Annotated in this window: 14 protein-coding genes and 1 pseudogene; 10 read left to right on the forward strand and 5 right to left on the reverse strand. The window is 64.8% G+C overall.

The features are described from left to right. The first annotated feature begins 77 nt into the window (after window positions 1–77). The 6 genes from NX05_RS00325 to NX05_RS00350 all read left to right on the forward strand — a co-directional run bounded on the left by NX05_RS00325 (window position 78) and on the right by NX05_RS00350 (window position 5,294). On the forward strand, window positions 78–440 hold the full coding sequence (locus tag NX05_RS00325) for a hypothetical protein (RefSeq protein WP_010374821.1): 363 nt from the start codon (window positions 78–80) through the stop codon (window positions 438–440). Window positions 441–443: 3 nt separating this feature from the next. Then, window positions 444–929, forward strand: coding sequence for a hypothetical protein (locus tag NX05_RS00330; protein ID WP_017115391.1), 486 nt, complete (start codon window positions 444–446; stop codon window positions 927–929). Further along, window positions 926–1,309: a hypothetical protein gene (locus NX05_RS00335; RefSeq protein ID WP_017117167.1), complete on the forward strand. Its 384-nt coding sequence runs from the start codon at window positions 926–928 to the stop codon at window positions 1,307–1,309. Before NX05_RS00330 ends, NX05_RS00335 begins: the two co-directional genes overlap by 4 nt. 589 nt (window positions 1,310–1,898) lie before the next feature. Then, window positions 1,899–3,005: an AI-2E family transporter gene (locus tag NX05_RS00340; RefSeq protein ID WP_010379270.1), complete on the forward strand. Its 1,107-nt coding sequence runs from the start codon at window positions 1,899–1,901 to the stop codon at window positions 3,003–3,005. A 140-nt stretch (window positions 3,006–3,145) separates the two neighbouring features. Next, complete coding sequence (locus NX05_RS00345) at window positions 3,146–3,883, forward strand: HAD family hydrolase (protein ID WP_039431600.1); 738 nt, start codon at window positions 3,146–3,148, stop codon at window positions 3,881–3,883. A 40-nt stretch (window positions 3,884–3,923) separates the two neighbouring features. Then, window positions 3,924–5,294 (forward strand): leucyl aminopeptidase family protein, encoded by a 1,371-nt coding sequence (locus tag NX05_RS00350; RefSeq protein WP_039431603.1) that lies wholly within the window; start codon window positions 3,924–3,926, stop codon window positions 5,292–5,294. Between the two features lie 45 nt (window positions 5,295–5,339). Here NX05_RS00350 and NX05_RS00355 read toward each other — a convergent pair whose 3' ends face one another. Beyond that, complete coding sequence (locus NX05_RS00355; protein WP_039431606.1) at window positions 5,340–6,092, reverse strand: anti-sigma factor family protein; 753 nt, start codon at window positions 6,090–6,092, stop codon at window positions 5,340–5,342. Next, a pseudogene (locus NX05_RS00360) lies at window positions 6,089–6,597 on the reverse strand (RNA polymerase sigma factor). Before NX05_RS00360 ends, NX05_RS00355 begins: the two are co-directional and overlap by 4 nt. Before the next feature lie 163 nt (window positions 6,598–6,760). Here NX05_RS00360 and NX05_RS00365 point away from each other — a divergent pair. After that, window positions 6,761–7,852 (forward strand): catalase family peroxidase, encoded by a 1,092-nt coding sequence (locus NX05_RS00365; RefSeq protein ID WP_039431611.1) that lies wholly within the window; start codon window positions 6,761–6,763, stop codon window positions 7,850–7,852. Further along, window positions 7,849–8,391, forward strand: coding sequence for a cytochrome b (locus tag NX05_RS00370; protein WP_010374840.1), 543 nt, complete (start codon window positions 7,849–7,851; stop codon window positions 8,389–8,391). The genes NX05_RS00365 and NX05_RS00370 overlap by 4 nt, the downstream gene beginning before the upstream one ends. A gap of 408 nt (window positions 8,392–8,799) precedes the next feature. On the opposite strand, the gene NX05_RS00375 is transcribed toward NX05_RS00370, so the two are convergent. From NX05_RS00375 to NX05_RS00385, 3 genes are all read right to left on the reverse strand, one after another. Beyond that, window positions 8,800–9,630 carry a ThuA domain-containing protein gene (locus tag NX05_RS00375; protein WP_010379263.1) on the reverse strand — a complete coding sequence of 277 codons (831 nt, stop codon included), beginning with the start codon at window positions 9,628–9,630 and terminating at the stop codon, window positions 8,800–8,802. A 191-nt stretch (window positions 9,631–9,821) separates the two neighbouring features. Beyond that, window positions 9,822–10,424 (reverse strand): response regulator transcription factor, encoded by a 603-nt coding sequence (locus NX05_RS00380; RefSeq protein ID WP_010374843.1) that lies wholly within the window; start codon window positions 10,422–10,424, stop codon window positions 9,822–9,824. A 77-nt stretch (window positions 10,425–10,501) separates the two neighbouring features. Continuing rightward, window positions 10,502–11,683 (reverse strand): sensor histidine kinase, encoded by a 1,182-nt coding sequence (locus NX05_RS00385; RefSeq protein WP_039431616.1) that lies wholly within the window; start codon window positions 11,681–11,683, stop codon window positions 10,502–10,504. A 444-nt stretch (window positions 11,684–12,127) separates the two neighbouring features. Here NX05_RS00385 and NX05_RS00390 point away from each other — a divergent pair, with 444 nt between their 5' ends. Together NX05_RS00390 and NX05_RS00395 are read left to right on the forward strand one after the other, a co-directional pair. After that, the gene (locus NX05_RS00390; RefSeq protein ID WP_039431619.1) at window positions 12,128–13,357 is read left to right on the forward strand and encodes an efflux RND transporter periplasmic adaptor subunit; all 1,230 of its coding nucleotides are present in this window, start codon (window positions 12,128–12,130) and stop codon (window positions 13,355–13,357) included. 374 nt (window positions 13,358–13,731) lie between these two features. After that, a complete protein-coding gene (locus NX05_RS00395) occupies window positions 13,732–14,421 on the forward strand; it encodes an ABC transporter ATP-binding protein (protein ID WP_010374850.1) in 690 nt (229 codons plus the stop codon). Window positions 14,422–14,423 lie beyond the last annotated feature (2 nt).

Raw genomic sequence — 14,423 nt, forward strand, 5'->3', positions numbered from 1 at the left:
ACACCCCCCCGATGCTATTGCTACTGCTCGACCGCACGTGAGTGGCGGCTGCCATCAATGACCGAAGGAGATATCGCATGAGCCCCACCAATACCGATCAGCTGAAGGAAAACCTGAGCGAAGCCGGCACCCACCTGAAGTCGGCAGCCAGCGCCGCCGGCGAAGCCGTCAAGGGCGCCACCAGCGCTGCTGGCGATGAGCTCAAGCTCGGTCGCGCCAACGTCAAGGCCGAACTGTCGGACACCGCGCTGGCCGGCATGGCCGCAGCTGAGTTCGGCGGTGCCGCTGCCAAGGAACAGATGGACGTGCTGGTCGCCAAGGGCAACGATCTGCTGGAAAGCGCCACCGACCTGATCCGCGAGCGTCCACTGGCTGCCTTCGGCGTGGCCTTCGCCGCCGGCTGGGTCATTGCCAAGCTGGCACGTAGCAACGACAACTAAGTCGTGAGCGATCAGGCCTCTACAGCTGCCGGAACCGACGCGCCCAACGCGCGTGCGGAAACGCCAGGACTGGACGAAAGCGTACGTGCGGTCGGCGCTGCCGGGCGTGCAACGCTGGGCTCGGCCAAGGACACCAGTCGCGCATTGCGCCGGCTGGTGTCGGCCGATCTGCAACTGGCACGCAGCGCGTTCGGGCGCGGTTTGGCGTGGGCCTGCGTGGCCGTGGTGTTTGGTGCCTCGTCGTGGTTGTTGCTGGCCGGTGCGATCATCGCCCTGCTGCAACGTGCCGGGCTGTCGTGGTTCCAGGCGATGTTCTTTACTGCGCTGGCAAGTTTGTTGGTGACCGGCATCGCCGCGTGGCGGGTGTTCTTCTACTTCGACCACACCGGCCTCAACGCAACGCGCCGTCAGCTCATCAAGTTGGGCATTTTCGATGACCCCAGCGAAGATGAAGATGCCGCGACGCCTGCCAGTGGAGCACGCACATGAAGTTTGGAACCTTGCGTCAGCGCGTCGAGCGCGCCGAGTTTCTGGTGGAAGGACGTGCGCAAGAGACGCGTCTGCATTGGAGTGAATTACGCCAGACCTGGCGTGCCGGCTGGTCCCCGCTGCGGATCGTGACAGTGGGCTTCGGGCTGGGGTTTGTCACCGGTCGCAACGAGCCGCAGGCCGCACTGGGCAGCATCGCCGGCAAGCTGGGCGGTATTCCGAAGATTCTGCAGATGATCAGCACGATCTCTGCATTGTTCACTGCGCACCGCGCGCAGGAAGCGTCCGACCAGGCCGAACGTGCGGCGGACAATGCCGAAGAAGTTGCATCTGATCCACCGGTTGCAGTGGTGCAGGTTCCGGTCGATCGCGCGGCCTGACTCAGGCCAGCTGATCGCGGCGGCCGACGATCTGGTGGGCTGCCGCATTGAGTGGCAGCAGGTTTGAAGTCGCATCAACCAGCCGCTGAACCAGCGCAGCCGAAAAAGCACGCAATGGAAAGATGGGCGTGTTTAATTCTTGAGATGCCCGCAGCACTCGTGCAGTTGGTTCTGTGCTAGTTGGAGAGAATCAGTGCTAGACCACACCGGCTGATGATGTTTGCGCCATCGATATCCGTCAGACGACTGCTGGCTGTGTGTTGCTAACCCCTCTGAGGCTCAAAATGGATCGAGCGCCATCACCGGCCGCTCGATTTCGCAACGCTCGTCCGCCTGACCGCCACTCGCACGCAGTAGGCATGCTGGCACAGTCGAAGCTGTGCTTGCGCTGCGATCCCAGAGTTGCTGACAACGCCACCTTGACCACCGACCCGGCCTCTGGAAACGGCATCAGTGCGCACGCGGCCGAGTTCGCCAGGCGACCACCCGCTCACTGACACCGCGCCCACAGATTCTGTGCGCACCGTTGACGCATTGGCCCGATAATGGCGCACCGCTGGCAGCACGCCAGTCTGCTGCCAGGGCGCGCATGTCTCTTTCCGTCGACTCATCGGATGCCGCCGTAGCGGCAGATTCTCTTCCGCCCGCACCGGCGCCCCGCCCACGCGCACCTGCTTCGATGGTGGTGCTGGCCACGCTTGCCGTTGGCTACACGCTGTGGGCGGCGCAGACCATCATCCTGCCGGTCATGCTGGCCGCGTTTTTTGCATTGATCGGCAACCCAATCCTGCGTGGCCTGCGCAAGCTGTATATCCCGCGGTTTCTCGGCGCCTTACTCATCCTGTGCCTCGGCCTGGCCGGCACCGTAACCCTGGCCGTGCAATTGGCCGGCCCTGCCGCCGAGTGGGCGCAGCAGGCACCGCAGCAGATGCGCCAGATTGCGCGCGATGTACGCGATCTCACCAAGCCGGTGATGCAGGCCAATCAGGCGGCGGAAAATTTTGCACGCGCAGCCGGTGGCGAAGGCCAGCGCGGCGTGCAGATCGTGCGCACGCAGATGGACGACCCCTACAAGGCACTGGTGCGCACGCCCAAGCTGGCCGCCTCGGTGCTGGCGGTGGTGCTGCTGACGTTCTTTTTCATGGTGTACGGCGAAAGCCTGCAGCGGCATGCGATCGCCTTGCTGCCGAATCGACAGCAGCAACGCTTCACCACTGAAATCATGCTGGACATCGAACGCGAGGTTTCGCGCTACGTGCTCACCATCAGCGTGATCAATACGCTGGTCGGGCTGGTGTTTGCCGGCATTTTGTATGCGCTGAAGATTCCGCTGCCCGAAGCGATCTTGTGGGGCACCGTGGTAGCGCTGCTGAATTTTGCGCCGTATGTAGGTCCGTTGATCGGCGTGATGCTGATGCTACTGATGGGGTTTGTGGAATTCCGCGGCACCTTGTCTTCGCTGTTGCCGGCAATCCTGTACCTGGCGCTGCACACCATCGAAGGCCAGGTGGTCACCCCCATCGTGCTGGGCCGGCGCATGGCGATCTCACCGCTGATGCTGATCCTGGCGCTCATGCTGTTTGGCTGGGCGTGGGGCATGGTGGGCCTGCTGCTGGCGGTGCCGCTGCTGGTCTGCATCAAGATGGTGCTGAGCCGAGTGGAAGGCATGCAGCGCTGGGCGCGGTTGCTTGAGTAACCGGGAATCGGGATTGGGGATTGGGGATTGGGGATTGGGGATTGGGGATTCGCAAAGGCTCCTACGCAGCAGCCCTGCAGCCGCGCTGCTTTACCCATTCTCCATTCCCGACTCCCTATTCCCGGCATTACAATCGAGCGATGAGCTTCCACATCCGCGCCATCACTCTCGACCTCGACGATACGTTGTGGCCCTTTGCGCCGATCGGGGCGCGGATCGATCAGGTGCTGTACGACTGGATGCGCGAGCACAGTCCGGTCACCGCCGAGCGCTTTCCGGTAGAGGCAATGCGCGAGCTGCGTGAGCGTAGCTTTGCCGACAACCCGCACCTGCATCACGACCTCAGCGCGCTGCGTCGGTTGACGCTGGAAATGGCGTTGCGCGACAGCGGTGGCGATCTGGCGTTGCTGGAGCCGGCCTATGAAGTCTTCTATGCCGCGCGCAACCAGGTGGAATGCTATCCGGACGCGCTCGATGCACTGGCGCGCATCGCCGCGCATGTGTCGGTGGCCGCACTCAGTAACGGCAATGCCGATCTGCAGCGCATCGGGCTGATGCACCACTTCGCGTTTCAGCTGGGCTCGCGCGAACACGGCAGCGCAAAACCCGACCCGAGCATCTTCCTGGCCGCCTGCGCCAAGCTTGAGGTGCCGCCTTCGGAAGTGCTGCATGTAGGCGACCATGTGCGTATGGACGTGCTAGGTGCGCTGGATGCCGGCCTGCGCGCTTGCTGGATCAACCGCGAAGGGGCGGTGTGGTCGCACCCCACCCAGCAACCGGATCTGGAATTCGACAGCATGACCGGGCTGGCCGATTGGCTGGACGCGCAGCAGCCGCACCCCGGCCCCGCGCACGCCGGCATCACCCTTCCCGCCTGAGCCCATTGCTCGGCGCACGGCGCCGCATTCGAGGATTCCTATGTCGCACCTCACCGGTTTCATCGATTCCAACGCCGCGGCCTTGCCGCTGTATGTGCTCGACCGCGAGAGCTTTACGCGCTGGTGCGCGGAGCAGCCCACCCGTGTGCTTTCGTGGGCGCAGGCGCAGCGTTTCGATGCCGCGCCGGGCAGCGCGCTGTTGTTGCCAGGCGACAACGGGCTGGCCGGGGCGATCCTCGGTATCGGCGACCGTGCAGATGCCTACGCTTACGCGCACGCGCCGATGGCATTGCCGCCGGCCAGCCGCTGGACGCTGGCCAACTCGCTGAGCGATGCCGAGCGGGCGTTGCTGCATCTGGGCTGGGGATTGGGCGCTTATCGCTTCGCGCGTTATCGCAAGGTGCCGCGTGCGCCGGCCGAACTGGCAGCCACGCCGTCGGCACAGACGCGCGCCTTGATCGAGGCCTACCTGCAGGTGCGCGACTGGGTTAATACGCCTACCGAAGACATGGGCCCGCAGCATCTGGAAGACGCCACGCGCGCAGTGGGCCAAGCGCATGGCGCGCAGGTCAATGCGATCGTCGGCGAGGCATTGCTGGCGCAGAACTTCCCTACCATCCATGCCGTGGGGCGTGCGTCGCATCGCGCGCCGCGCTTGATTGAGTTGCAGTGGGGCGACACGGCACATCCGCATCTGGTGCTGGTCGGCAAGGGCGTGTGCTTCGATACCGGCGGGCTGGATCTGAAGCCGGCCGATGGCATGCGCAACATGAAAAAGGACATGGGCGGCGCAGCGCATGCGTTGGCGCTGGCCGGGTTGGTGATGGCACAGCAGCTGCCGGTGCGGCTGACGCTGTTGATTGCGGCAGTGGAAAATGCGGTGGGCCCGGATGCGTTCCGCCCCGGCGAGGTGATCACCACCCGCGCCGGCGTGACGGTGGAAGTGGACAACACCGATGCCGAAGGCCGCTTGGTCTTATGCGATGCGCTGAGCTATGCCACCGAGCAGCGCCCGGACCTGATCCTGGATTTCGCCACGCTCACCGGTGCGGCACGCATCGCACTGGGCCCGGACTTGCCCGCGCTGTTCGCCAACGACGATGCGCTGGCCCAGGCCTGGATCAGCGCCGGCGAACAGACCCGCGACCCGGTGTGGCGCATGCCGCTATGGCGCCCATACCTGCGCTATCTCAACAGCCATGTTGCCGATATGGCCAACGCCGGCTCGCGCATGGCAGGCGCCGTCACCGCCGCGCTGTATCTGGAACGCTTCGTGGCCCCGGGCCAACACTGGGCGCATCTGGACGTCTATGCCTGGAACGACAGTGACCGCCCCGGCCGCCCAGCCGGCGGCGAAGCGCTGGCCCTGCGCTCGGCGTTCGCGATGCTGCAGCAGCGTTACGGCGGCTGAGCGCGGCAGCGGAAAGCAATCACTCCACGCCTTCCGCTGTGCTGATCATCCCTGGCTACGCAATAACGGCGCAATCATGCGCATGCGTGTTTGCGTCGCCGGGCCGACCAGTGCGAACGCGGTATCGCCTTCGGCCCAGTACTGCGCCAACAGACGGCCATCGCGACGTTCGCCACTCGGCATCGGACCGCTGCGTGGGCGCAGATACAGGCCAATGCGCGCGCCGTCGGCATCGCTGTAGACCAGCATCGCGGCTGCGCCCTCCGGTGTCGACAGTAACTGCCCGCCGCGCAGCGTATAGCCTTGCGCACGCAGATCCGGCACGACGCCTTCGTTGCCGAAATGCGTGCGCAACCACGGTTCCAACTCCGCGCGGTGCTGCACGTCCAACGCAACGCCCTGATGCGTGGCGGCGTCGGCGAACAGGCGGTACGCGGCCACTGCATCGGCCATCGGCACGCGTTGGCTGGCGACCCGGCTCGCATGCAGCTGCCAGCCCAGCCCGGTACCCAGGCCTAGTGCCAGCACGCAACTGGCGGACACAGCAAATACGGCACGCCGGCGTTGTTGCAGGCCACGGCGAATGGCCGCAGGTGTGAATGCAACCGCGCTCAGCTCCGGCGCCAGGCCTGCATGCGTGGCACGTAGCGCTTCGGCATCGCGCTTCCAGCCAGCCACGCGCGCGGCCTGCGCGGGATGCGCCTGCAACCAGGCTGCCACTGCTACGTGTTGCTCCGCCCCCAGGCGGCCGTCGACGTAGGCGTGCAGCGCGTATTCGTCGGGCGGTATGGTGGTCATTTCAGGATCCTCAATGCAGGTGCGTGGTTCACGTGACCTTCGTTCACTGCGCGCAAGCGTTCGCGCGCACGCGACAGGCGCGACATCACCGTGCCGATCGGGATACCGAGGGTGTCGGCCACCTCGCGATAACTGAAACCCTCCACGCTGACCAAGAGCAGCAAGGCGCGCTGCTCTGGTGGCAACAACGCCAGACTGGCCAGCATGGCGCGCCCGTCATGCACCTGTTCGGCAGACGCCGACTGACTGGGCTGTTGTGGCGCGAACAGGCCCACCACCCGCTGCCAGCGCGCGGCACGGCGCTGCCCATCCAGGAACTGCCGGTACAGAATGGCGAACAGCCATGGCTGCAGGGCCTCGGCGGTATGCCGGGTACGCCAACGCCGCAGCGCGCGCTCCAGCGTGGCTTGCACCAGGTCGTCGGCGCTGGCGGGCTCAGCGAGCGCGCAAAGCGGCGCAGTGCCGGCAGCACGGCGCGCAGTTGGTCATCGTCCAGAGCATCCATTGGCAGGTTTGGTAATGAGATCACACAGTAGACGCACTGGAGCGTGGACTATTCCCACCATTCGTGCGCGTGCGGCAATTTTGCTGGTGATCGAGGGAATAACTCGGCGCGCACGTCGTCTCACAGCATTGACCACTCACCGCATCGACCACCGGAGCCAGCCATGACGTTGCCACCTCCCTCGCCCCCGCGCCCGCGCAGCCCCGTGCTGCTGTTGCTGGGGATTGCTGCCATTGCCGGCGGCGTTGCGCTTGCGTTTGCCTGGACTGCCGGCTGGATCGGCAGCGACCGGCTCACTGCCGCGCGCATGACCGACACCATCGAATCCAGCGGGCCGCCGCATCCAGGCTTCCGCCGCGCACATACCAAGGGCGTGTGCGTGAGCGGGCAATTTCAGTCCAGCGGCAAGGCCACCTGGCTGTCGTCGGCGCGCATCTTCAGCCAGCCCAGCACGCCGGTGCTGGGGCGCATGTCGATCGGCGGCGGTGACCCGCATGGGCCCGACGGGCAGGCGCGCGTGCGCAGCATGGCGCTGCTGTTGCGCAGTGACGATGGGCAGGAATGGCGTACGGCGATGAACAGCTTTCCGTTCTTCGTGGTTGCCACGCCGGCCGGCTTTCAGGCGCTCAACGTGGCCTCCAAACCGGACCCGGCCACTGGCAAACCGGACCCGGAAAAACTGGCAACGTTCGGCAAGCAGTATCCGGAAGCAGCGAAATTCCAGCAGTGGGCCAAGACTGCGCCGTGGTCGGATAGCTGGGCCAATACGCAGTACAACGGTGTCAACGCGTTCCGCGCAATTGCCGCCGACGGGCGCGAGCGCTACATCCGCTGGTCGATGCGCCCGCATACGCCGTTCAAGGAATTGAGCGCCGAGCAACGCAAGCAGGCCGATGGCGATTTTCTCGCCACCGATCTGGATGCGCGGCTCGCACAGGGGCCGTTGCGTTGGGACATGGTGCTGACCGTCGCCGAGCCCGGCGATGCGGTAGACGACCCATCGCAGCCGTGGCCGGACAGCCGCAAGCAGATCGTGGCCGGCACGCTCTCGATCGAGCGCGCGCAGCCACAAGCCACCGGCCCGTGTCGCGATCTCAATTACGACCCGTTGATTTTACCCAAGGGCATTGCCGCATCGAATGATCCGATTCTGGCGGCACGCTCGTCGGTGTACTCGCAATCGTTCAATCGCCGAGAGCGCGAGATCGCCAACGGCACGGGCAGCGCCGCCACCGGCCAGGGAGCACGCCAATGAGTCGCCGTACCCATTTCAATCTGCCAGCGCGCGTGCTGCATTGGCTGATGGCCGCGATGATCCTGACCATGCTGTTTGTCGGTGTGGGCATGGTGGCGTCGGTGACGCAACGGCCGTGGTTGATCGATCTGCATCGCCCGCTGGGCATCGCGATTTTGATCCTGGCGGTGCTGCGCTTGATCAACCGCTTGCGCCATCGTCCGCCGCCGCTGCCGGCCGATCTGCCGGTGTGGCAAAAGGCCGCAGCGATCGCCTCGCACTGGCTGCTGTATGCGTTGATGCTGGGCATGCCGCTGATCGGCTGGGCGATGTTGTCGGCCGGCGGCTACCCGATCGTGTTGTGGCCGGGCGCAAACCTGCCGGCGATCGCACCACACGATCCGGCGCTGTATGCGTGGCTGCGTAGCGCGCACGGCTGGCTGGCGTATCTGTTGTTCGCCACCGTGCTGGGGCATCTCAGTGCAGCGTTGTTTCATGCCTGGGTGCGCCGCGATGGCGTGTTTTCCAGCATGGCGCGTGGGGAGCGGTCTACGCGTTGATCGGGGTTGAGGTTGATGGTGAGTTGCTAGAGCTCGGCAGATGACGCCTGCACTCGGCAGTACCGCCAAGCTCACTTCTCCCTCCGGCGCGTTCTCCCCCCTTTCATGAGGGAGAACGTTCCCCTTAGGGCGGATGAGGGTGCGCCTCAGGCATCTGAAGTGCCTGGAGTGACAAACGTGTCGCCACGCGCTTGGGAAGTGACGCGACAACTGGCTTCGCCCCGTACCACACCCCAACCCCCGCTCTGCGCCCCCGCCCACGCTTGCGGCGCGGGCGCTCCAAGACACGCGCGCCAGTGGCGCGCAAGCCGTGCCTTTTTTGCCCCGCCGGGCGAGGGGCTCTCACGTTGGGCACGTCGGCTGGCAGAGAGCTACACAGCCCTGCTTTGCGCTTTGAATCAACGCAGCCTAATTCGGCTGCGTCGCTAGACGTGTGCGCTCTGGCAGCGGCTCAGCGGGCGTGTTTACCTTTGTCGCAGATTCCAGCGCTTCGATGCCCTTGCCAGTCGCTGCCCAATAAATCCCACCGTACACGTGCTCAAGGTAGCGCGGGTCGTTGTAGGCCTCGGCCAGATGACCAAGAGCCGTGGCAAATACGCGGCCGCCTTCGAAGTGGTGATACCACGCCACCGGGTGCTGTTTACCCATGCCCTTGGCGACCTGGCCTGGCCAGATCAGGGTGGCGTCGTAACTGCTTTCGTCGACGGTGAGCAGCGTCACCAGGTCATCGCTGTACGGCGGATCGTATTCGTACCATTCGTCGCTCCATACCCAGCGCTTGGGCAGGCCTGCAGTTGCCGGGAAATTGGCGTCCACCACATCCACCATCGCGGTCTGCATGTAGGGATGCGTGCGGAACGAGCGGCCGATCAGGTGGTCGTACCATTCCCAGTCGCCGCGCTTGATCGCAAAGGCCTTGTGCACGAGGACCACGCCGCCGCCGTTACGCACATATTTTTGGAAGTTGGCCCGCTGCGCCGGGTCCAGATCGGTGGCCGGCGTATTGAGCAACACGATAGCCGCGTATTGCGATAGATCGCCGTCGAACACCTTGGCATTCCATGCCCACACCATCTCGACATAATGCTTGCGTGCCATCGCTTCGAATTGCGGCTTGGCCACGGGGATATAGTCGTGGTGATACTGATTGGGAATGGCTGCCACCAAGATCTTGAATTGTTCGGCAGATGCGTTGAAAGCACACATCAATAGCAGGCCCGACAGCCACAGAGATTTCATGCATTACTCGCCGTGTTTTCCAATGCTGCGCAGTGTACCTGCGTGCAAATCGCATGCCTTCGCACGCGTTTGGAATAGCTACGAATGGGGGATGATGATGTGTCGCAGCAACCGAGCGCCGCTCACCGGCATGCAATCCCGCACACCGAAAACTTCAACTGCCCGCGCATGCAATCACTCGACTGACTGCGCTACAACCAGCCCTTCTGCCGCGCCAGCCGATACGCTTCGATGCGATTGGCCACACCCAATTTGCCGATGCATTCGGACAAGTAATTGCGCACCGTGCCGTGCGAGAGCTGCAACTGCTGGGCAATCTCGCTGGCGGAGCGGCCTTCGCCGGCCAGCCGCAAAATGGTCCGTTCGCGTTCGCTCAAGGGGTCCGCTTCCACCCATGCGTCGATGGCCAGTTGCGGGTCGATCACCCGCCCGCCGCGTTGCACCTGACGTAAGGCATCGACCAGTTGTTCGGCCGGCGCATCCTTGAGCAGATACCCGGCCACGCCGGCATCCAGTGCACGGCGCAAAAATCCCGGGCGCGCGAACGTGGTGACGATCATGACGCGCACCGGTAGCGCCTGGCGCTGGATGCGCTGCGCCAGTTCCAGCCCGGTCAGGCCGGGCATCTCGATATCGGTGACCAGCACGTCCGGCTGCAGGCGCTGCAGTTCGCGCCATGCGCTTTCGCCATCGCCGGCGCTGCCGACCACTTCGATGTCGTCCTCCAGCCCAAGCAAGGCGACCAGTGCGCCGCGCAACAAGGCTTGGTCTTCCGCCAACAACACCCGGATCATCGGTCGCGCTCGCATGCATGCAACGGTTGCGCACCATAACAGCGCCGGTGCACCTCGTGCACAAGCAGCAACGCGTCTTAGTGCGACTGCGGCATCACTGGCGACAGTGGAGGGGCCGGAACAGCTGCCGGACGCGGCAACGGCAAGCTGGCGCGCAACCGCATGCCACGCGGCAACGCTTCGACATCCAGTGCACCGCCTAGACCCTGCAAGCGTGCGCGCATGCCATCCAGACCGTTCCCGGGCACGATCACGCCGCCGCGTCCGTCGTCGGTGATCTCCAGCACCGCCTGCTCGCCGTGCGCACGCAGCTGCACGCGCACCCGCTTTGCCTGAGCATGGTGCTGCACATTGGTGGCCGCCTCACGCACCACCAGCGCAAGCGCGGTTTCGTGTTCGGGCGGCAAGGCCAGCGTTTCCAATTGCTGTTCCAGCGCAATGCCATCCAGGTCCAGCAGCACACGTGCCGATGCCAATTCGGCTGCCAAGCCGGCCGCGCGAATGCCGGTCACTGCGCGTCGCACCTGCGCCAATGCATCGCGCGAGATCTGTGCCACCGCATCGATCTCGTTGCGTGCCGCCCGCGGGTCGCGCTCGATCAGGCGCGCGGCAAGATCGGATTTGAGCGCTACCAGCGACAAGGTGTGGCCAAGCAGGTCGTGCAGATCGCGACCGATGCGCTCGCGTTCGGCGGTGGCTGCCAGCCGACGGACTTCGTCCTGCGACAAGCGCAGCAACGTGTCCTTGCGTTCGTTGATGCTGTACACCGCACCCACGGCTGCCATGCCCAGCACCGTCACCGGCATCCACACCAGCGCCTGCAAGCTCAACCCAAGCCAGCGCGCCCAGCTCAGGTACAACGCGTTCATCAGCAACAACATCGCGAAGTGCCGCCACAACGCGTGCCGCGTGGAGGGGCGCAAGGTCAGGCAAGCGAATACGAAGTAGCTGAGCCCCGCCGAATACACCGGCAGCAAGGCAGCACTCAGCACGCCCATCGCCCAGGCGTAGCGATACAAGGTGCCGCGCGGCGCCAGCAACATGCGTGCGTACAACAGCAGAAACACCGGATAAGACGCCAGCGTGCACAACAGCCAGGTCTTATCGTAGCCACGCGTCGTAAACGCCGGCACCACGAACACCCAGGCCGACCAGAACAGGTGGACGCTATCCATCCACGGCGATTGGCCCTGCGCCATCCGCGCGGCAGCCTGCGAACTGGCAGCGGGGCGAAGCCATGCGGGAAACCGAAGGCGCATCAGCAAAGGTCCGTGTGGGTGAGCGGATTCTGCCACTGCCGGGCCCGCCTGCGCGCGGGCGCGTGCAAGACGGTGTGGGCAAGCGGCCTCATGCATCTATGCCGCCGGTAATTACCGGGCTGCGATTGCGTGCCGACGCGGCTACTCGCCCGCGCAGGCATAAGCGATACAGGTGCAGGTGCAAAGAACGCATGCCGGTATCGCCTTGCCGAGGAGCCGCCAGCATTGCCGCCCGCGCCGATGACGCACAGTCGCCAGTGTCATGGTCTGCAGGTGACAGCTGTCACTGGTGGACGTGGTGTGCTGGCCGCATGCTCCGCAGCATCTGGCCATGGCGTCCGCGCAGTAACCGTTCGTCGCCACACCGCGGTTGGTGACTTCCGGCAGCTTGCCGCGCTGCCCGCAGACCGTCACATTTCGCACAGCCTTCCGTCCCGGTCATCAATGAACACTTTCGCCGATCTGCTCAAGCAACTCCGTATCGACCGGCAGCGCCCTGCCACGCCACCGCCCGCACGCCGTGGCGGCTGGATCGCCGCCGCGGTGATCATCGTCATCGTGCTGGCTGCCGCCGCGTGGTGGTTTACGCGCCGCCCGGTGCTAAAGGTGCAGACAGCGCCGGTGGTGGCGATCAGCGCCGGCAGCAGCAGCGCATCGGTGCTGGACGCCTCCGGCTATGTGGTGGCGCGACGGATGGCCACGGTGTCGGCACAAGTCACCGGCAAGGTGCGTGAGGTGATGATCGAAGAAGGCATGCGCGTCGAACAAGGCCAGGTGATGGCCACGCTCGACCCGCTGGATGCCGATGCACAGCGCACGCTATCGGCCTCGCAGTTGTCGGCCGCGCGTAGCCAGGTCGACAACATGCAGGCGCAACTGGCCGTGGCCAATGCCGACGCTACGCGCCTGCAATCGTTGATCGGTGCGCAGCTGGTCTCACGCTCGCAGTACGAACAAGCCACTGCGCAGCGCGATGCCTTGCGCGCGCAGCTGCAGAATGCGCAGCGCAACGTGCAGGTCGCGTCGGACCAATTGGCCATCGCCGGCATCCGCTCGGACTTCAATGTGGTGCGCGCGCCGTTTGCCGGCGTGGTTACGGCCAAGGCCGCGCAGCCGGGCGAAATCGTCTCGCCACTGTCGGCCGGCGGCGGTTTCACCCGCACCGGTATCGGCACCATCGTGGACATGGAATCGCTGGAAATCGAAGTGGAAGTGGGCGAGTCCTACATCGGCCGCGTGCAACCCAATATGCCGGTGGAAGCAGTGCTCAATGCGTATCCGGAATGGAAGATTCCGTGCGAAGTGATCGCCATCATTCCGACCGCCGACCGTGGCAAGGCAACTGTAAAAGTGCGCGTGGCGCTCAAGGTGAAGGACGCGCGCATCGTGCCGGAAATGGGCGTGCGAGTGAGTTTCCTTGAGCAGGCCAAACCGCAGGAAACGGCCAAGCCGCAAGGGGTGCGTGTACCGACGGCTGCACTGGTGGAACGCGACACGCGCACAGTCGCGTTCGTGGTCGGCGAGCACAACACCGTCAGCGCGCATGCCGTCACCACCGGCATGGTGATGGGCGAGGACAAGCAGGTGCTGTCGGGCCTGACCGCGGGCGACAGCGTGGTGCTGAATCCGCCGCAAGCGTTGAAGGAAGGCGACAAGGTGACCGAAGCCGAATAACGAAGAACCACAGACAGCGCAGGCAGCCCTGCTGCTCGGGGGCACGGCAAGCGCGGCGATGGGAAAACGCTGATGCGCTGGCGCCTGCGCCGCGCTGCGGCAAACGCTTTGAAATTTCCGTAAAGCGGTACCGACTGTGTCAACCCATGCGCGGTCGCGCTGCGCTTCAACATCCTCAAGCGTTCTGGCAGTCACACATTTTTAGACATCGGCAGCGTGTGCGGTAACGCGCGTTGCTGCTGTAGCAGTCGATGAGGTGTCGCCACACGCAGGCTTCTCCACTGCACATCAGCTCGTCGTGTCACCGCAGCGCCGCATCAGACAGTCGCAGTCGCTTTGCTCTCACCTCTTCCATTGCACCGCAAGGAGTCGCCATGTCCGCTCTCGTCAGTTTGCGCAACATCACCAAGACCTACCAACGCGGCCCCGAGCAGGTGCAGGTGCTGCACGGCATCGATCTGGAGATCGCCAGCGGCGACTTCGTGGCGTTGATGGGGCCCTCCGGGTCGGGCAAGACCACCTTGCTCAACCTGATCGGCGGGCTGGACAGCCCCAGTGGTGGCGAGATCGAGATTGAAGGCGAGCGCATCGACCGCATGAGCGGCGGCCAGCTGGCGACCTGGCGCAGCCACCACGTCGGCTTCGTGTTTCAGTTCTATAACCTGATGCCGATGCTCACCGCCCAAAAGAACGTGGAGTTGCCGCTGTTGCTGACCTCGCTCAACGCCGCGCAACGCAAGCGCAATGCAGAGATCGCATTGACTCTGGTCGGCCTGCAGGAGCGTCGCAACCACAAGCCCAGCGAATTGTCCGGCGGCCAGCAACAACGCGTGGCGATTGCGCGCGCGATTGTCTCCGACCCCACCTTCCTGATCTGCGACGAGCCCACCGGCGATCTGGACCGCCACAACGCCGAAGAAATCCTGCGCCTGCTGCAGGAGCTCAATCGCGAACACGGCAAGACCATCGTGATGGTCACCCACGACCCCAAGGCCGCCGAATACGCCACCCACACCATCCATCTGGACAAGGGCGAGCTGGCCGATGCGCCGCTTGCACTGTAAGG

The organism is Xanthomonas vasicola (genome assembly GCF_000772705.2).
GTDB lineage: Bacteria > Pseudomonadota > Gammaproteobacteria > Xanthomonadales > Xanthomonadaceae > Xanthomonas > Xanthomonas vasicola.